Genomic DNA, 18055 nt, shown 5'->3' with positions numbered 1-18055 from the left:
GATGTCCTCGGCACCGCGGATTTCACCGAATGACCTGAGACCGAAACGCTCGGGCGATGTCCTCTTGGGCGAGGACTGGGTTTCGCCCGACGCGACGGTCGAGCGGCTGAAGGAAGGCCGGGGCGGGCGCAGCATTGTCGGGCTGAACCGGTCGCCGCTGGCGCGCAAGATCATCGTCTTCAATCTGATGGCGCTGGTGCTGCTGGCGGTGGGGGTTCTGTTCATGAACCCGTTCCGCGACAGCCTGGCGCTGCAGCGCCAGCTGGGCATGGTGCGGCAGGCCGAACTGATATCGGCCGTCTACGAGGCGCACCTGCGGCCTGGAAGTTCGGGGTTCGACTTCCGCGTGCCCCTGCAGGACATCGAGCTTGACCCGGTGCTGGAGGTGTTCGTCTTCGACCCGACCGGGGCGCTGCTTGCCTCGCGGGTGGGGCAGGGGACCGGGACGCTGGTAACGGACCCGGACCAGCCGACGATCCTGACCGATTTCCTGGAAGGCGTCTGGAATGTCGTGACCGTGCTGTTCCGGCAGGGGCGGCCGGAGCGCACCGAGACTATCGATCCGGCCGACAATGCCCGTGCGGCCTTCGAGGGAGCACGCAACGGCGATGTGGTGACCCGCGTCAACCGCAACGGCGAAGGCAGCATTTACTTCACCGTGGCGACCCCGATCACGGTGGCGGGCGATCTGGTCGGCGTGGTGGCGATCACCTCGAACAGCCAGGAGATCGACCGGCTGGTGCGGTACGAGCGCGAGCAGGTCTTGCAGATGTTCCTGTTGGCGGTGGTCCTGTCGATCAGCCTTAGCCTGATGCTGGCCTCGACCATCTCGAACCCCTTGTCCGACCTTGCCGCCGCAGCGGAAGTGGGCCGCGACCGCGACTCGCGCCGGGTGGCGCCAAGCCGGGTCCGCATTCCCGACCTTGCGGCGCGGCCTGACGAAATTGGTCGTCTGTCGGTCGCCATGCGGGGGATGGTGGCGGCGCTTTATGACCGGATCGACGCCAACGAGCAGTTCGCGGCTGACGTGGCGCATGAGATCAAGAACCCCTTGGCGTCCCTGCGCTCGGCGATCGGGTCCTTGCGGTTCGTCAAGAAGGACGACCAGAAGGACAAGCTTCTGGACGTGATCGAGCACGACGTGCGTCGCCTGGACCGGCTGGTCAGCGACATCTCGAACGCCTCGCGGCTGGATTCGGAACTGGTGAAAGAGGAAGAGGAGGAGTTCAACCTTCTCAAGACCCTGTCCAACCTGTGCCAGTACCTGTCGCAGCAGGCGGGCGAGAAGGGGGTGGACTTCATCATCGACCTGCCGCCTGAGCCGATCACCATCCACGGGCTGGAGGCACGGCTGGCGCAGGTCTTCGTGAACCTGGTGACGAACGCGATCTCCTTCTGCGAAGAGGGCGATGCGGTGCGGGTCTGGGCGCGGCGGCGGGAGAACCGGGTGCTGATCGTGGTGGAAGACACCGGGCCGGGTATCCCGGAACAGGCGCTGACCAAGGTGTTCAAGCGGTTCTATTCCGAACGCCCGCAAAGCGAATTCGGCAAGCATTCGGGCCTTGGCCTGGCGATTTCCAAGCAGATTGTGGAAGCCCATGGCGGGGTGATCTGGGCCGAGAACATCCGGCCGACGGCAGCCGATCCGACCTCGGACCCGCTGGGCGCGCGGTTCGTCGTCGGCCTGCCGGTGTGATCCCTTTGTGACCGCGCCAAGCGACACGCTGCACGCGACCTGCGTCGGGCTGGACGGGCGTGGCCTTTTGATCCTTGGCCCCTCGGGCGCGGGCAAGTCGGCCCTGGCGCTTGGGCTCATCTCGCGCGGGGCGGCGCTGGTGTCGGATGACCGGACGCGGCTGACTGTGGTCGGGGACCGGCTGGTTGCCAGCTGCCCGAACCCCGACCTGGCCGGCATGATCGAGGCCTACGGCATCGGCATCCTGCGGGCGCCTGCGGTGGATACGGTCGACGTGCGGTTGGTCGTCGATCTGGGGCAGCGGGAAACCGATCGCCTGCCACCCCGCCGCACGGTCACGATTCTGGGAATTGACCTGGCCCTTGTGCTGCAGGTGCAGAATGACCATTTTCCCGACGCGCTGATGCTCTATCTTCGCCACGGACGTGAGGCATGACCGCCTCGGAACCCAGCATGACGCCAGACCTGTCGATGGATCATCACCTTGTCTTCGTGACCGGCCCCTCGGGCGCCGGGCGGACGACGGCGATCCGGGTGCTTGAGGATCTGGGGTACGAAGGCATCGACAACATCCCGCTGTCGCTGGTGCCGCGGTTGGTGGAAGGCCCGCCCCTGGGTCGTCCCATCGCACTGGGGCTGGACGTGCGCAACCGCGACTTCAACGCGACCTCGCTGATCGAGCTGATCGACAAGCTGACCCGCGACCCCAGGGTCGGGCTGGAAGTGCTGTATCTGGACTGCGCGCCATCCGTCCTGATCCAGCGCTTTTCCGAAACGCGGCGGCGGCATCCGCTGGCCCCGGACGAAACCCCGGCGCAGGGGGTGGAGCGCGAGATCGACCTGTTGACCCCGATCCGGGTCAGGGCCGACCACCTGATCGACACGACCGAGCTGACCCAGCACGACCTGAAGGCCGAGATTGCCCGCCGGTTCGATGCAGGCGTGTCCGGGCGGCTGTCGGTGTCGGTCCAGTCCTTCAGCTACAAGCGCGGGGTGCCGCGCGGGATGGACATGATCTTTGACTGCCGGTTTCTGGCGAATCCCCATTGGCAGCCCGAACTTCGCCCGCTGGATGGCCGCGACCCCTCGGTCGAAGCCTTCGTGCGGAAGGACCCGAGATTCGCCGAATTCTTCCAGAAGGTGAGCGAGCTTCTTCTATTTCTCCTTCCGGCCCATCTGGACGAGGGCAAGGCGCATCTGGCCATCGGCTTTGGCTGTACCGGCGGGCAACATCGGTCGGTTGCCATGGCGGAAATGGTCGGTTCCGCGCTTGCAGAGGCGGGCTGGCCGGTGTCAAAACGGCACCGGGAACTTGAACGCAAGGCGGCCACCGTGCAGCCGGACGCAACGAAGGTGGCGAGCGCTTGATCGGGATCGTGATCGTGGCACATGGCGGCCTGGCGCGAGAGTATCTCTCGGCGGTGGAGCACGTCGTGGGCCGACAGGACGGTGTCCGGGCGATATCCATTGAGGATGACCACGACCGCAGTGCCAAACAGGCGGAAATCTGCGCGGCGGCAGATGCCGTCGATGTGGGGCAGGGCGTGGTCCTGGTGACGGACATGTTCGGGGGCAGCCCGTCGAACCTGTCGTTACCGGCCTGCGCGACCTCGGGCCGCCGGATTCTGTACGGCGCGAACCTGCCGATGCTGATCAAGCTTGCCAAGTCGCGCGACATGGGCGTACCCGAGGCTGTGGCGGCCGCGTTGGACGCGGGACGCAAGTATATCAACAGCCTGGACCTCGGCAGCGGGGCCTGAGGGAACGACATGACCAGCCGCAATCTGCGCATCGTCAACGAAAAGGGCCTGCATGCCCGTGCCAGTGCTAAGTTCGTCGAAGTGGTCGAGGCGCATGACGCCCGGGCCACGGTTGCCAAGGACGGGATGGAGGTTTCGGGCGATTCGATCATGGGACTTCTGATGCTGGGCGCCTCGCGCGGGACCTCGATTGACGTGACCTGCACCGGCGATGAGGCGGAGAAACTCGCCGATGCGCTGGAGGCTTTGGTTGCGGCGCGGTTCGGAGAGGATTATTGAGCGGTGATGCCCCGACTCTGTCGGGACCACCGGGGATAGCCGCTTAGTGACCGAACAGACCCAGATCGCCACCGAGACGCCGACGTCTGCGGCCGGTCGGGTTGACCGCCAGTACGACATGCGTCGGCTGTCCTATGCGGGCACGTTCAAGAACCCCTGGAAGGCTGGCACGATCCGCGCGATCGAGTGGTTGACCGCGAAGATTCAGCTTTTGCGCCTGATCCGCAGCTTTGAAAAGTCCGGTGCGCCGTTCGGGGCGCCGTTCTGGCCCAAGGCGATCCGCCACATGGGCATCCGGATCGACACCCCGCCCGAGGAGATCGCCCTGATCCCGAAGACCGGGCCGCTGGTCGTCTGCTCGAACCACCCTTCGGGCCTGGTGGACGGGATGGTCCTGGCCGAGATGGTCAACCGCGTGCGGTCCGACTTCAAGATCCTGACCCGCTCGCTTTTGACCGGCATCCCCGAGGTCGAGGAGTTCATGATCCCCGTCCCCTTCCCGCACGAGGACAACGCCCGCGAACTGGGCCTGCAGATGCGGGACGAGACGATTGCGCACCTGAAGGCCGGCGGGGTCATCATCCTGTTCCCGGCGGGCAAGGTCGCGATGAGCGAGGGCTGGTGGGGCCCGGCGGTGGAAGGCGAGTGGAACGTCTTCACCCACAAGATCGTCAAGTCCACGGGGGCCACGATCCTGCCGATCTACTTCCCCGGCCAGAACAGCCGCATGTTCCAGATCGCGAACCAGCTGTCGGACACGATCCGGCAGGGGCTTTTGCTGTATGAGATCAAGCGGTGCCTGTTCAAGCCGACCCGTCCGGTGATCGGCGCGCCGATCCCGGCGGAGGAGCTGAAGAACTGGGAAGGCAACCCGCGGGGGTTCCTGGCCTGGCTCAGGGAGCATACGCTGGGGTTAGGAAAGTAATTGGCAGTTGCCGAGTATCGCGGATTTAGGCGAAAGATGTAGGCCTTCGCACAGAGGAATGCCCCGATGCTTCGCGTTGTAATTCCTCTAATCTTTTGCGGTTCAGTAGGGTCTGCAGAGACGGTCGAAGCCCCTCGTCTCGCAGACGGAACTGTGGATGTTGCTGCCGTTATCTCGTCGTTTAGTCTCGAAACGGCCCTGACGACAAAGGGAGCGTCGAGTTCCCATCGTGGGACCTTTCTGGGAACTGACTTCGAAGCGTCAGTCATCGCTGGTCACCCGCAGACTGCGTCAATCTTGGCAATAAGCTCCCCGGACCTGTCAGAGCACGCGACCTACCTGGCAGCTGTCTTGATCACAGGCGCACTATGCGTAGCAGAGGGCCTGAATGCCGCACCGCTTCGGTGGATAGATACGGCGGTCAGAACGGACAACGGCTGGCAAGTTGAGTTTGCCTGTTCAGCGAAAGATGATGCCGCTTCAAGCTAGCAGAGCAGTTGTGCCTCTTGTGCGCTCGCGCCCTCACCGCGTCGGCACCGGCACTTCGCCTCGGTAGTCATAGAACCCCCGCTGCGTCTTGCGGCCCAGCCAGCCCGCCTCGACATATTTCGTGAGCAAAGGACATGGCCGGTACTTGGTATCCGCCAGCCCTTCGTGCAGCACGTTCATGATCGAGAGACACGTATCCAGCCCGATGAAATCCGCCAGCTCCAACGGGCCCATCGGGTGGTTGGCGCCGAGCTTCAGCGACTCGTCGATGGACTTCACCGAGCCCACGCCTTCGTACAGCGTATAGACCGCCTCGTTGATCATCGGCATCAGGATGCGGTTGACGATGAAGGCCGGGAAGTCCTCGGAACTGGAAGCGGTCTTGCCGAGCTTGCGGACGACCTCGTGCAGCGTTTCCCAGGTCTCCTGATCGGTCGCGATCCCCCGGATCAGTTCGACCAGCTGCATCACCGGGACCGGGTTCATGAAGTGGAAGCCCATGAACTTTTCCGGCCGGTCGGTGCGGGAAGCTAGCCGGGTGATCGAGATCGACGAGGTGTTCGAGGTCAGGATCGTCGTGGGCTTCAGGTGCGGCAGCAGGTCCTCGAAGATCGCCTGCTTCACCGTCTCGCGTTCGGTGGCGGCCTCGATGATCAGGTCGCAGGGGCCGAGGTCGGAGAGTTTCAGCGTAGTCTTGATCCGCTCCATCGCCGCGCGCTTGTCGGCGGGCAGGACCTTGCCGCGGCTGACCTGGCGGTCGAGGTTCTTCTCGATGGTGGCAAGCGCCTTGGCCAGGCTGTCTTCCGAGATGTCGTTGATCAGGACGTCGTAACCGGCCAGCGCGAAGACATGGGCGATGCCATTGCCCATCTGCCCGGCGCCGACGACGCCCACCAGTTTGATCTCCATCGCATCCTCCATCTGTCGCCAAGGGTTATGCCCGGCTGATCCCGCCCGCGCAAGGCAGGCAGGAAGTGCTTAGACCTTTAGCCGATCGCCAGATTTTAGCCATTCGGCAACCACCCTCGGGCAGGCTTTGTGGCGGGTGAAGTGAATTCGGGTGGTGGGATGATGCATCTCGATGCGGGCGCGGGGGCGCTCGATTATTTTCCATGCCGCTATGGCGCGTCGAAGGCGCTGTTCCGGGGGCCGCAGCGCGACCTGACCGGCCCCTATGTCGCGGTGCTGGGTGGTTCGGCCAGCTTTGGCAAGTACGTGGCTCGGCCTTACCCTGAGCTGCTGGAGCAGGCATTGCAGCTGCCGGTGGCGAACCTTGCGGCGCAGAACGCCGGGCCGGACCTGTACCTGACGGACCCTGCGGCGCTGAAGATTGCTGCCGGGGCGGCGGTCGCCATCGTCCAGATCACCGGGGCCGAAGGGCTGAGCAACCCGCTCTACACCGTCCACGCGCGGCGGAATGACCGGTTCCTGGCGGCGACCCCGGCCTTGCGCGCGCTGTACCCCGAGGTCGAGTTCACCGAGATTCACTTCACCCGCCACCTGCTGACGGTCCTGCACCGCGCCGATCCGCTGCGGTTCGCGCGGGTGCGGCAGGTCTTGCAGGGCACCTGGCTGCAACGGGTGCGCAGCCTGCTGGCCTGTCTGCCTGCGTGCCGGGTGCTGGTCTGGATGTCGGACACCGCGCCTCTGCCAGTGGCGGTGGAGCCTGACCCCGGGTTCGGCCCCTGGCTGGTCGACCGGACCATGCTTGCGGCGCTGGCCGGACCGGCCACGCCGCTGGTCGAGATCGTGGCATCCCCCGCCGCGATGGCAGAGGGCGCCGCAGGGATGACCGTCCCGCCGACCGAGGCGCTGCAGGCCCGCGCCTTGCCCGGGGCAGCCGTCCACGCCGAAGTGGCCGAAAGGCTTGCCCCCGAAGTCGCGCGGCTGATGGCCAATGAAAAGGGGGCCACCTTGCGGTGACCCCCTCGTAGGGTGGGCAAGCTGCCCACCTTACCTTACAGCTTTTCGATCATCTCCGGCACGGCGGTGAAGAGGTCGGCGACCAGGCCATAATCGGCGACCTGGAAGATCGGCGCCTCTTCGTCCTTGTTGATCGCGACGATGACCTTCGAATCCTTCATCCCCGCCAGGTGCTGGATCGCGCCCGAGATGCCGACAGCCACGTACAGTTCCGGCGCGACGACCTTGCCGGTCTGCCCGACCTGCCAGTCGTTCGGCGCGTAGCCCGAGTCCACCGCAGCGCGCGAGGCACCGACGGCGGCGTTCAGCTTGTCCGCCAGCTTTTCGATCAGCGCGAAGTCGGCCTGGGAGCCCACGCCACGGCCGCCCGAGACGACGATCCCGGCCGAGGTCAATTCCGGACGGTCGGAGGAGGCCACCTTGTCCTCGACCCAGGCCGACATTCCGCCATCGACCGTGGCCGAGACCTTCTCGACCGGCGCGTTGCCGCCCTTGCCCGCCGCGTCGAAGGTCGCGGTGCGGATCGTCATCACCTTCTTCGCGTCCGAGGTCTTCACCGTCTGGATCGCGTTGCCGGCATAGATCGGCCGGTCGAAGGTCGCGGCGTCATGCACCGCAAGGACTTCCGAGATCACCATCACGTCAAGCATCGCCGCCACGCGGGGCAGGACCGACTTCGACAGGGCTCCGCTCGCGGCGACGATGTGCTCGTAGTCCCCCGCCAGCGACACGACCAGCGCGGCGTTGGGTTCGCTCATCCCGTGGCAATAGGCGTGGTCGTCGGCGAAGAGGACCTTGGCCACGCCGTCCAGCGTCGCCGCCTCGGCCGCAGCGGCATCACCGCCCGTGCCCGCGACCAGCACTGTCACCGGACCCAGCGATTTCACCGCGGTCAGCGCCTTGGCGACCTGGTCGGTTGCCAGCTTGCCCTCGACAACATCAGCAAGAAGAAGAACGGCCATCTCAGATCACCCCCGCTTCGTCTTTGAGTTTTGCAATCAGCTCGGCCACCGAGCCGACCTTCACGCCCGCCTTGCGGCCCGCCGGTTCGACGGTCTTCACGACCGACAGGCGCGGCGAGACGTCCACGCCGTAGTCGGCAGGCGTCTTTGCGGCAAGCGGCTTGGCCTTGGCCTTCATGATGTTCGGGAGTGACGCATAGCGCGGCTCGTTCAGGCGCAGGTCGACGGTGATGATCGTCGGCATCTTCACGGTGATGGTCTGCAAGCCGCCGTCGACTTCCCGCGTGACTTTCGCGTGGTCGCCCTCGATGGCGACTTCCGAAGCAAAAGTGGCCTGCGACCAGCCGAGCAGCGCCGCCAGCATCTGGCCCGTCGCGTTCATGTCGTTGTCGATCGCCTGCTTGCCGCAGAGGACCAGGCCCGGGGCCTCTTCCTTGACGACAGCGGCCAGCAACTTCGCCACCGCGAGCGGCTCGATATCGGTGTGAACGTCAGCGGCAGCCTCGATCAGGATCGCGCGGTCGGCACCCATGGCGAGCGCATTGCGCAGCGTCTCCTGCGCCTGCTTCACGCCGATGGAGACGACGACGACCTCGGTCGCCAAGCCCTTTTCCTTCAGGCGGATCGCCTCTTCGACAGCGATCTCGTCGAAGGGGTTCATCGACATCTTGACGTTGGCGAGGTCAACCCCCGACCCGTCCGCCTTCACCCGCACCTTCACGTTGTAGTCGATCACCCGCTTGACCGGGACCAGAACCTTCATGGCCGCAAACTCCTTCGTTCCGCGCCCTTGCGGGCGCACAAGCTCTCGCCCGCCTGTTACCGGAACGGGGGCTTTCGGAACAGACCAAATGCGACAGGTTGGCGCGACGCGACGCCGCGTTTTGATCGTTGCGGGCGATCAGCAGGGGTGGCAACTCCTCGAGCACTTCGTGCACTCGTCGTAAAGACCTGCGAGGAGTGCACGAAGTGCTCGACGAGCCGTCCGTGTCAGCGCGTAAGGCCGGGAACCCACAGCACGTCATCCTTGCCGTCGTTGTTGGCGATGCGGCCCGCGACGAAGAACCAGTCCGACAGGCGGTTGAGGTAGCGGACGGCCTCGGGGTTCACGTCCTCCATCGTCGCGGTTTCGACGACCAGGCGCTCGGCCCGGCGGCAGACGGTGCGGCAGAGGTGCAGTTGGGCGGCGAGGACCGACCCGCCGGGCAGGATGAAACTGCGCAAGGGCGTGAGCTTTTCGTTCATCGCGTCGATCTCACGCTCCAGCCGCGCGACCTGGCCTTCGATCATCCGCAAGGGCGTGTAGGAGAGAGTTGCATCCAGATGCCGGTCGGGCGTGCAAAGGTCCGCGCCCAGGTCGAAGAGGTCGTTCGAGATGCGTTTCAGCGCGTCAGCCATGTCGCCGGTCGCATGCAGGCGGGCGAGGCCCACGGTGGCATTCGTTTCATCGACGGTGCCGTAGGCGCTGACCCGCAGCGAATGCTTTGCCACACGCGCGCCGTTGCCGAGCGCGGTTTCCCCGGCGTCGCCGGTCTTGGTGTAGATCTTCGAGAGAACGACCATGTTACTGCCCCCGCGCCCGCAGCCAGGCGAAGGCGACGATCAGGACGACCGCCACGAACTGGACACCCAGGCGCCAGCGCATGATCTTGTTGGCGTTGCGCTTGTTGAATTCGCCGCCCTTGGCGAAGGTGCCGATGCCGAACAAGAGGATGCCCAGCACGACGATGCAGGCCACGGCGGCGAAGATGAAGAGCGGGTCGGAAAACATTGGGCACTCCCTTTGAACCCTGATCTAGGGCAGGGGCGGCGAAAAGCGAAGCCGATTTTCCGGCGCTGCGGCTATGTGGCGCTAGTCGGCGTAGGACGGGTCCTCGACGTCGAGGATGGCGCGCAGCTCGCGCAGGTGGGTGTCGGCAAAGCCCGGATAGGCCTCCCATTCGCGGGCGGTCTTCTCGGCAATCTCGTCGGGCAGGACCCGCAGCGGGCGGCCGGTTTGCAGCGCGCGGATATAGGTCTCGGCGGCGCGTTCAAAGTAGTAAAGCCGGTTGAACGCCTCGGCGACGCTGCGACCGATGACCAGGACGCCATGGTTGCCCATGACCATCGCCACGATCTTCGGGTCAGCCAGCTGGGCCGCACAGCGCGCGCCCTCGGCCTCGAACGCCATGCCGCCGTAGTGGTCGTCAACGACATGCCGATTGAAGAACATAGCAGAGTTCTGGTCGATGGCAGGCAGGCGCGAGTCGGCGAGGCTGGCCAGGACGGTTGCATGCACGGAATGGACATGCATCACGCAGACGGCATGCGGACAGGCGCGGTGAATCGCGCCATGCAGGCCCCAGGCGGTGGGGTCCGGTGCATCGGGGCGCGACATGGTGCCCGGGTCGTTCGCGTCGATCTCGACCAGGGAGGAAGCGGTGATCCGGCTGAAGTGCCGACCGTTCGGGTTTATGAGGAATCGGGTCCCCTCGCGGTTCACCGCCAGCGAGAAGTGGTTGGCCACTGCTTCGTGCAGGTTCAGCCGGACAGTCCAGCGAAACGCCGCTGCAAGGTCCTTACGGAGATCAATATCTGTCATTTTGATGTGACGATTCATCTTTGTCCTCGCAGGGAATCTTGGGAAATCCGATACTGGGGGCTGCATTTCTGTACGGAATAGGTTAACAGCGTCATCACCGGTTTCCCAGCCGGGCTTAGGGTGAGTCTTGCAGCAACAGTGTTCTGGTGGCCCCGGCGGCTGCCGACTCTGGCTTGAATGTGGCAGCTAGTTGGTAGAATTCCTGCAGTTTTCCTTTTTTCGGGCGAAAGCTCTCCGCATTGTTGGTGACACTGGCATAAGGTAGTGGAGGAGTGCGCATGCAGACTTTCATGCAGACCGACCGCCAGAAGGTTGCATCGCATACCTTGGGTGTGCGGGTCATGGTGTTGACTGACCAGGGTGAGGGGCGCACCTGCCAGCGCCTTGCGGAATACGGCAGCCTTGTGGATGCGACGGACGACCTTCAGGAAGCGGTGACCACGATCCTGCAAGACCGTGTCGGATATGATCTTTTCGTGATGGATTGCGACGGGTTCGGCGGCATCGCCGGGGCGGAAAAGGCGATCTCGGCGCTGATCGCGGGCGATGCGAAGATGCGGGTGATGCTGGTCAGCCGTGAGTTCGACGTTCCCGCCTATCCCCTGGGGCGCCGTACGGCGGTCTGCCTGCCCGAGGATGTGTCCGACGCAAGCTTTCGCATCGGGTTCGATCATGTCCTGCGCGATCGGGCGACAGTGACGATGAATTGAGGTGTCTGGGGGCGGCGCACCGCCCCCGGAACGTTTCGGGCAGCCCGGCCTTACGCCAGAGCGAGGTTCGTAGCCGATTCGCGACCGTCACGGCCCGCTTCGATATCGAAGGTGACCGGCTGGCCGTCTTTCAGGCTGCGCAGACCCGCACGCTCCAGCGCGGTGATGTGCACGAACACGTCCTTCTTGCCGCCTTCCGGGGCAATGAAGCCGTAGCCCTTGGTTTCATTGAACCATTTCACGGTGCCCTTGGCCATCGTGAAGTCTCCTATAGTCGTGCCGCCCGCGGAATGCAGCGGCTTGGCCCCGTCAGCTGTAGTCGATTGCTGTGGCCGATGGTCGGAGACAGTGGTCGAAAAGATAACGTCGCAGAGCCAAAGATAGGCAGCTTGCCGGGTGAATCCAAGCGGGAATCGGCGAAAATGCCTTGCAGTGGCAGATTTTGGCCAAGGATTTTCAAGGGCTTGGGGTAGTTGCCCTAGGGGAAAGCGGGCAGATTGCCTAATCGCCGGGCAGTCGAGGTGCAAAAGGGACTTCACGCTGAAGGCGATTCCCCTTAACCCGGCGTCTTGCATCCAGGGCGGGCGCAGGGCGGGACGATGATCTTCACGGTGGCGATCGATGGGCCGGCGGCGGCGGGGAAGGGCACGATTGGTCGGGCCCTGGCGGCGCGGTTCGGCTTCCGGCATCTGGACACGGGGCTTTTGTACCGCGCCGTCGGCATGCTGGGCGGCGATCCGGTTAAGGCCGCGCGTCGCCTGTCGCCCGAAGACCTGCAGCGCGACGACCTGCGCACCCTCGAGGCCGGGCAGGCCGCCAGCCGGGTGGCCGCGATCCCCGAGGTCCGCGCCGCGCTTCTGGACTTCCAGCGCCGCTTTGCCCGGCAGGCGGGAGGGGCGGTTCTTGACGGGCGCGACATCGGCACGGTGATCTGCCCCGAGGCCGAGGTGAAGCTGTACGTCACCGCGAGCCCCGAGGTGCGCGCGCACCGCCGCTGGCTGGAAGTGGGCGGCGACGAGGCCCGCGTCCTGGACGAGGTCAAGGCGCGGGATGCCCGGGACATGGGCCGGGCCGATGCGCCGTTGCGGACGGCCGAGGATGCGGTGGTGATCGACACCAGCGCCCTTGCGATCCCCGATGCCGTCGCAGCCGCCTGCGCCCTGGTCGAGGCGCGGCTTGCAGGGCGGCGATGACCGCAAGGCCCGAGATTCACCTGCACATCAATCCGCGTGATCTACAGGACTGGCGGGGACGGCCCCGGCTGGCGGTGTTCACCCGGCTGGCCGAGATGTGCGAGGCCCGTGGCCTGACCTTCCGCGCCGTCGCCCGCACGGCCGAGGAAATGCAGCGCGGCCACCAGGTCACCCCGGACGGCAATATCCATGTCGTGGAGAACGGCCGGGTCGAGGCGGATGGCTGGCTGAACGCCGCGCTGGCCTATCTTCTGGGCTTCTGGCAGATGGACCCGCGCGGCGTACATTCCGATAGCGCGGCGTCGCGCGCGGTGTTCGAGGCCGAAGAGGTAGACGGCGATGCGGCAGACCGGTTCTTTGCCCGGTTGAACAAGCAGTTGGTCCAGCGCCGAAGGTCGCGCTTTCAGCAGCCGCGCGAGGTAGCGCAGGACCTGCCGCAAGGCGCGGTGGCCCTGTTCCTGCAGGGACCCTCGGCCTTCTTCATGGGACGCTGCAATCTGGCGATGGACGAGCTGATCCTGGCGGTCGCGCAGGGCGCGGGTGGGCGGCCGGTGCTGGTGAAGCCGCATCCGCAGGTGCTGGAGGAAGGTCGCGCCGCCATCGACCGCGCCATCGCGCAGGGCGCGCGGGTGCAGGCGACCGAGGCCAATGTCCACGACGTGCTCGCGGCGGCGGCGGTGACCGTGTCGGTCAACTCGGCCGTGGCGATGGAGGGGTTCCTGCACCGCAAGCCCGCGATCCTGTTCGGCCGGTCGGGCTTTCCGTCGCTGGTGACCCAGGCGGACGGGGCGGCGGACTTTCCCGCGGCGCTGGAGACCGCGCTGGCCACCGACTGGCCCTATGCAAAGATGGTACATTGGTACTTCAGTCGCCACGCCCTGGACCTGGCCGCCCCGGATTTCGAAGACCGCGCCTTCGCCGCCTTCGCCCGCGTCGGGGTCCCGCGCGAAAGATTCGGGCTTTAGGCATCCTGGCGCACCCTGCTGCGACCGCTTTCCCTTGCCTCACCTGCCTGATGGGGCTATAGGCCGCGCATCCTGAAAGGACTCAAGCTCGCCGGTTTTCCGGATGGGTGTGTTTTTTCGTTCAGGGCCAAGACCGGCGGAGCCAACCGCATGGCCTGTGAAACACGAGAAAAGGAAACTGATCTACATGTGCGCTAAAGCATCCATGGACGAATTCGAAGCCCTGCTGAAGGAAAGCTTCGAGATCGACACCCCTGAAGAGGGCACTGTCGTCAAGGGCAAGGTCATCGCGATCGAAGCGGGCCAGGCCATCATCGATGTCGGCTACAAGATGGAAGGCCGCATCGACCTCAAGGAATTCGCAAACCCGGGCGAAGCCCCGAACATCTCGGTCGGCGATACCGTCGAGGTCTATCTGGACCGCGTGGAGAACGCCCGCGGTGAAGCCCAGATCAGCCGTGAAAAGGCCCGCCGCGAGGAAGCCTGGGACCGTCTGGAAAAAGCCTATGCCGCCGAGCAGCGCGTCGACGGCGCGATCTTCGGTCGCGTCAAGGGCGGCTTCACGGTCGACTTGGGTGGCGCTGTTGCCTTCCTGCCCGGTTCGCAGGTTGACGTCCGCCCGGTGCGTGACGCTGGCCCGCTGATGGGCATGAAGCAGCCGTTCCAGATCCTGAAGATGGACCGTCGTCGCGGCAACATCGTTGTCTCGCGTCGGGCGATCCTGGAAGAGTCGCGTGCCGAACAGCGCGCCGAAGTCATCGGCAACCTGGTCGAAGGTCAGGTCGTGGATGGCGTGGTCAAGAACATCACCGAATACGGTGCCTTCGTTGACTTGGGCGGTGTGGACGGCCTTCTGCACGTCACCGACATGGCCTGGCGCCGCGTCAACCACCCGTCGGAAATCCTGTCGATCGGCGAGACCGTCAAGGTTCAGGTCATCAAGATCAACAAGGACACCCATCGCATCAGCCTCGGCATGAAGCAGCTGCAGTCCGATCCGTGGGATGCGGTCGAGAAGCTGTACGCGCTGGGCACGGTCCACAAGGGCCGCGTCACCAACATCACCGACTACGGCGCCTTCGTGGAGCTGGAAGCCGGGGTCGAGGGCCTGGTTCACGTCAGCGAAATGTCCTGGACCAAGAAGAACGTGCACCCCGGCAAGATCGTCTCCACCTCGCAAGAGGTTGACGTCATGGTGCTGGAAATCGACAGCGCCAAGCGTCGTGTTTCGCTTGGCCTGAAGCAGACCCAGCGCAACCCGTGGGAAGTCTTCGCGGAAACCCACCCGGTCGGCTCGGCGATCGAAGGCGAAGTCAAGAACATCACCGAATTCGGTCTGTTCGTCGGCCTCGACAACGACATCGACGGGATGGTGCACCTTTCCGACCTGTCCTGGGACCAGCGCGGCGAGGAAGCCATCCAGAACTACCGCAAGGGCGACACGGTCAAGGCCGCCGTCACCGAAGTGGACGTCGAGAAGGAACGCATCTCGCTTTCCATCAAGGCTCTGGGCGACGACACCTTCACCGATGCGGTGGACGGCGTGAAGCGTGGCGCGATCATCACCGTGACCGTGACCGCGATCGAGGAAGGCGGGATCGAGGTCGAATACAACGGCCAGAAGTCCTTCATCCGCCGGTCCGACCTGTCGCGTGACCGTGCCGACCAGCGGCCGGAGCGGTTCCAGGTCGGCGACCACGTCGACGTGCGCGTGACCAACATCGACCCGAAGACCCGCAAGCTGGGCCTGTCGATCAAGGCGCGCGAGATCGCCGAAGAGAAGGAAGCGGTCGAACAGTACGGCTCGTCCGATTCGGGCGCCTCGCTGGGCGACATCCTGGGCGCAGCGCTCAAGGACCGCAGCTAAGGGTTCCGACGCGCGAACCTGTGATTGAACCGAGAGGCCCCGCCACAAGCGGGGCCTTTTCCTTTGCGCCAAGTCCCGGTTTTTGTTTGCCCGAACACAAATCCTGCCGCTATAGTCCTGCGAGAACAACAGCGTGGCGGTCGCCTGCCAGGGACCGAACCACAGGGGGGACACGGATGATCCGTTCGGAACTGATCCAGAAGATCGCGGATGAGAACCCGCATTTGACCCAGCGGCATGTCGAGCGGATCGTGAACACGGTCTTCGAGGAGATCATCGAGGCGCTGGCCAAGGGCGACCGAGTGGAGTTGCGCGGCTTCGGCGCGTTCTCGGTCAAGGCGCGCGACGCCCGGGTCGGTCGCAACCCCCGCACCGGCGAGGCTGTGAAGGTCGATGACAAGAAGGTGCCGTTCTTCAAGACTGGCAAGCTTCTGCGCGACCGGCTGAACGGCAAGTAGCCCCGCACGCGCTTGCGCCCGGTCTGGAACGGGCAGATAGTGCGCCCGAACCCCCGGGGGCGCTGACATGATCCGTTATCTTCGCATTATCCTGCTGGTCCTTCTGGGTCTGGCGCTGCTGACCGTCGCCTTGGCCAACCGCGCGCCGGTGACAGTGCGGCTTCTGCCCGACGATCTGGCCACGCTGACCGGGCTGACCTGGGCGATGGAGCTGCCGCTGTTCGTGGTGATCTTTGCCGGGATCATTGCCGGGGTGCTGATCGGCTTTGTCTGGGAATGGTTCCGCGAACACGGCCACCGCGCCGCTGCCAGCCAGAAATCGCGCGAGGTCGCCCGGCTGGAGCGTGAGCTGGCGGTGTTGAAGGACTCCACATCCGTCCCGCCGAAGGACGAGGTCCTGGCGCTGTTGGAAAAGCGCTGATGGGCGAGGTCAGGGTCAAGATCTGCGGGCTGAAGACGCCCGGGGATGTGGCTGCCGTGGCCAAGGCCGGGGCAGCCTATGCCGGGTTCAACTTCTTTCCGAAGTCGCCGCGCTATGTGACGCCCGCCGAGGCGCGGCTTCTGGCGCTGGCCGCGCCGGACGGGCTGTGCAAGGTCGCTCTGGTGGTGGATGCCGACGACGCGACGCTGGACGGGATCGTGGCTGAGGTGCCCCTGGACATGCTGCAGCTTCATGGCCACGAGACCCCGGCCCGCGTGGCCGAAATCAAGGCGCGCTATGGGTTGCCGGTGATGAAGGTGATCGGGGTGGCCGAGGAGGCGGACCTGGCCCAGCTTCTGGACTATCAACTGGTGTCGGACCAGATCCTGGTCGATGCCAAGGCCCCCAAGGGCGCGGTGCTGCCGGGGGGCAACGGGCTGACCTTCGACTGGCGGCTTCTGGTCGGGCGCAAGTGGCTGAAGCCCTGGATGCTGGCCGGGGGCCTGACGCCCGACAACGTGGCGGAGGCGATCCGGCTGACAGGCGCGCGGCAGGTGGATGTGGCTTCGGGCGTCGAAAGCGCGCCGGGGGTGAAGGATGCGGCCAAGATCGCGGCCTTTGTCGCGGCGGCGGGCTGATCTTGAGCTACTTTTCCAACCGCAGTTTCAACCTGGTCTATGTCCACGCCGCACTGCAGGCCTTTGCCTCTTACGGCGGCGAGGCCTTTGCCTTCGTCTACCTGCTGAACGAGGGCATCCCGGCGCCGGTCGTGCTTCTGGCGATCGGGGCGATGTTCGGCAGCCGCATCCTGTTCCGCAAGCTGGTCCTGCCATTGGTGCGAAGGGTCGGCCTGCGCCGCGCGCTGGTGGTGGCGATCCTGGCCGAGGCGGCGACCTACCCGATCCTGTCGCAGATCACCGGGACCGGGTGGCTGTTGTTCGTCTACCTCGCGCTTTGGGCGTTCTCGAGCAGCCTGTACTGGACGACCTACCATTCCTACGTCGCGCTGATGGGCGACAACCATGCGCGCGGCAAGCAGACGAGCGCCATCGAGCTGATCGGGATGGGCATGGGCATCCTGGCCCCCGCGGTGACAGGGCTTCTCTTGACCGCCTTCTCACCCGAAGTCGCCTTTGGCACCGTGGCGCTGGCGATGGCGCTGTCGACGGTGCCGGTCCTTCTGGGTCCCGATCCGGTGGTGGCCCCCCAGGCCGAGATGCCCCGCGAGGCGCGGATTGCGGCGCGGACGGTGCTGTTCGCCGACGGTTTGCGCGCGGGGTCGTTCCATTTCACCTGGCTGATCGCGTTGTTCCTGACCTTGGGGTCCAGCTACGCGGCCTTCGGCGGCGCGATGGCGCTCAGCGGTCTGGCCGGCGCAGTGGGCGGGCTGATCCTGGGCCGGGCCATCGACCTTGGGCGCGGGCTGGGGGCGGTGCAGATCGGCTTTGCCGCGTTGACCCTGGCGGCGGTGGCGCGGATGTTCGGCTGGCCCGTGCCGATGCTGGCGGTGGCGGCCAATGCCCTGGCCGCGCTGGCCTGGCCGCTGTATGCCACCGCCTTCAACGCGCGGGTCTACAACCTGGCCCGCCAGTCGCCCTGTCCCCTGCGCTTCCACATCGTCGCCGAGGGCGGCTGGGACCTGGGCACCTGCCTGTCCTGCCTGACCGCGGCGACGCTTCTGTACCTGGGCTTCGACTACTACCTGCCGCTTGCCATCGGGGTCCTCGCCTGCGGGCTGGGCTACCTGACGATTGCCCGCACCTTCCGCCCCGCGCCCCAACCGGCGCAGTGAGGCCTTTCCCAACGGCTCCCGGGGCGCTACATCG

22 protein-coding genes are annotated in these 18055 nt (G+C 65.5%); 15 read left to right on the top strand and 7 right to left on the bottom strand.

The window, feature by feature from the left end:
• Position 1: 1 nt before the first annotated feature.
• The 6 genes from AC2EAL_RS00860 to AC2EAL_RS00835 are packed head-to-tail and all read left to right on the top strand — an operon-like array spanning position 2 to position 4660.
• Positions 2-1696: a sensor histidine kinase gene (locus AC2EAL_RS00860; RefSeq protein ID WP_484722283.1), complete on the top strand. Its 1695-nt coding sequence runs from the start codon at positions 2-4 to the stop codon at positions 1694-1696.
• Positions 1697-1703: 7 nt separating this feature from the next.
• Positions 1704-2132, top strand: coding sequence for an HPr kinase/phosphorylase (locus AC2EAL_RS00855; protein ID WP_484722282.1), 429 nt, complete (start codon positions 1704-1706; stop codon positions 2130-2132).
• The gene (gene rapZ / locus AC2EAL_RS00850) at positions 2129-3064 is read left to right on the top strand and encodes an RNase adapter RapZ (RefSeq protein WP_484722281.1); all 936 of its coding nucleotides are present in this window, start codon (positions 2129-2131) and stop codon (positions 3062-3064) included. Before AC2EAL_RS00855 ends, rapZ begins: the two co-directional genes overlap by 4 nt.
• Positions 3061-3456, top strand: coding sequence for a PTS sugar transporter subunit IIA (locus AC2EAL_RS00845; RefSeq protein ID WP_484722280.1), 396 nt, complete (start codon positions 3061-3063; stop codon positions 3454-3456). The genes rapZ and AC2EAL_RS00845 overlap by 4 nt, the downstream gene beginning before the upstream one ends.
• 9 nt (positions 3457-3465) lie before the next feature.
• Entirely contained in the window at positions 3466-3735 is a 270-nt protein-coding gene (locus AC2EAL_RS00840; protein WP_484722279.1) for an HPr family phosphocarrier protein, read from the top strand.
• A gap of 46 nt (positions 3736-3781) precedes the next feature.
• Positions 3782-4660 (top strand): lysophospholipid acyltransferase family protein, encoded by an 879-nt coding sequence (locus tag AC2EAL_RS00835; RefSeq protein ID WP_484722278.1) that lies wholly within the window; start codon positions 3782-3784, stop codon positions 4658-4660.
• A gap of 522 nt (positions 4661-5182) precedes the next feature.
• Here AC2EAL_RS00835 and AC2EAL_RS00830 read toward each other — a convergent pair.
• Positions 5183-6058: a 3-hydroxybutyryl-CoA dehydrogenase gene (locus tag AC2EAL_RS00830; protein ID WP_484722277.1), complete on the bottom strand. Its 876-nt coding sequence runs from the start codon at positions 6056-6058 to the stop codon at positions 5183-5185.
• Positions 6059-6220: 162 nt separating this feature from the next.
• On the opposite strand from AC2EAL_RS00830, the gene AC2EAL_RS00825 reads away from it, so the two are divergent.
• Positions 6221-7072: a DUF6473 family protein gene (locus AC2EAL_RS00825; RefSeq protein WP_484722276.1), complete on the top strand. Its 852-nt coding sequence runs from the start codon at positions 6221-6223 to the stop codon at positions 7070-7072.
• Between the two features lie 35 nt (positions 7073-7107).
• Here the strand turns inward: AC2EAL_RS00825 and AC2EAL_RS00820 are convergent, their stop codons facing one another.
• The 5 genes from AC2EAL_RS00820 to AC2EAL_RS00800 form a co-directional block, all read right to left on the bottom strand.
• Complete coding sequence (locus tag AC2EAL_RS00820; RefSeq protein WP_484722275.1) at positions 7108-8034, bottom strand: electron transfer flavoprotein subunit alpha/FixB family protein; 927 nt, start codon at positions 8032-8034, stop codon at positions 7108-7110.
• A 1-nt stretch (position 8035) separates the two neighbouring features.
• A complete protein-coding gene (locus AC2EAL_RS00815; RefSeq protein ID WP_484722274.1) occupies positions 8036-8797 on the bottom strand; it encodes an electron transfer flavoprotein subunit beta/FixA family protein in 762 nt (253 codons plus the stop codon).
• A 227-nt stretch (positions 8798-9024) separates the two neighbouring features.
• Positions 9025-9597, bottom strand: a complete 573-nt coding sequence (locus tag AC2EAL_RS00810; RefSeq protein WP_484722273.1) for a cob(I)yrinic acid a,c-diamide adenosyltransferase — start codon at positions 9595-9597, stop codon at positions 9025-9027.
• A gap of 1 nt (position 9598) precedes the next feature.
• Positions 9599-9805 carry a twin transmembrane helix small protein gene (locus AC2EAL_RS00805; protein ID WP_484722272.1) on the bottom strand — a complete coding sequence of 69 codons (207 nt, stop codon included), beginning with the start codon at positions 9803-9805 and terminating at the stop codon, positions 9599-9601.
• An 81-nt stretch (positions 9806-9886) separates the two neighbouring features.
• On the bottom strand, positions 9887-10615 hold the full coding sequence (locus AC2EAL_RS00800; RefSeq protein WP_484722271.1) for a class II aldolase and adducin N-terminal domain-containing protein: 729 nt from the start codon (positions 10613-10615) through the stop codon (positions 9887-9889).
• 278 nt (positions 10616-10893) lie between these two features.
• Here AC2EAL_RS00800 and AC2EAL_RS00795 point away from each other — a divergent pair, with 278 nt between their 5' ends.
• Positions 10894-11325, top strand: a complete 432-nt coding sequence (locus AC2EAL_RS00795) for a hypothetical protein (protein ID WP_484722270.1) — start codon at positions 10894-10896, stop codon at positions 11323-11325.
• Positions 11326-11375: 50 nt separating this feature from the next.
• Here AC2EAL_RS00795 and AC2EAL_RS00790 read toward each other — a convergent pair whose 3' ends face one another.
• Entirely contained in the window at positions 11376-11582 is a 207-nt protein-coding gene (locus tag AC2EAL_RS00790; RefSeq protein ID WP_103258321.1) for a cold-shock protein, read from the bottom strand.
• 342 nt (positions 11583-11924) lie between these two features.
• On the opposite strand from AC2EAL_RS00790, the gene AC2EAL_RS00785 reads away from it, so the two are divergent.
• From AC2EAL_RS00785 to AC2EAL_RS00755, 7 genes are all read left to right on the top strand, one after another.
• Complete coding sequence (locus tag AC2EAL_RS00785) at positions 11925-12518, top strand: (d)CMP kinase (RefSeq protein ID WP_484722269.1); 594 nt, start codon at positions 11925-11927, stop codon at positions 12516-12518.
• On the top strand, positions 12515-13483 hold the full coding sequence (locus AC2EAL_RS00780; protein ID WP_484722268.1) for a hypothetical protein: 969 nt from the start codon (positions 12515-12517) through the stop codon (positions 13481-13483). The genes AC2EAL_RS00785 and AC2EAL_RS00780 overlap by 4 nt, the downstream gene beginning before the upstream one ends.
• A 187-nt stretch (positions 13484-13670) precedes the next feature.
• Complete coding sequence (gene rpsA, locus AC2EAL_RS00775) at positions 13671-15350, top strand: 30S ribosomal protein S1 (RefSeq protein WP_484722267.1); 1680 nt, start codon at positions 13671-13673, stop codon at positions 15348-15350.
• A 176-nt stretch (positions 15351-15526) separates the two neighbouring features.
• On the top strand, positions 15527-15808 hold the full coding sequence (ihfB, locus tag AC2EAL_RS00770) for an integration host factor subunit beta (protein ID WP_294983597.1): 282 nt from the start codon (positions 15527-15529) through the stop codon (positions 15806-15808).
• A 67-nt stretch (positions 15809-15875) separates the two neighbouring features.
• Positions 15876-16229: a LapA family protein gene (locus tag AC2EAL_RS00765; protein ID WP_484722266.1), complete on the top strand. Its 354-nt coding sequence runs from the start codon at positions 15876-15878 to the stop codon at positions 16227-16229.
• Positions 16229-16867, top strand: coding sequence for a phosphoribosylanthranilate isomerase (locus tag AC2EAL_RS00760; protein WP_484722265.1), 639 nt, complete (start codon positions 16229-16231; stop codon positions 16865-16867). Before AC2EAL_RS00765 ends, AC2EAL_RS00760 begins: the two co-directional genes overlap by 1 nt.
• A 2-nt stretch (positions 16868-16869) precedes the next feature.
• The gene (locus tag AC2EAL_RS00755) at positions 16870-18021 is read left to right on the top strand and encodes an MFS transporter (protein ID WP_484722264.1); all 1152 of its coding nucleotides are present in this window, start codon (positions 16870-16872) and stop codon (positions 18019-18021) included.
• The last annotated feature ends 34 nt before the right edge of the window (positions 18022-18055 follow it).

It is taken from the genome of Tabrizicola sp. T74, from assembly GCF_057219935.1.
This window is presented reverse-complemented; position numbering and strand designations above follow the sequence as displayed.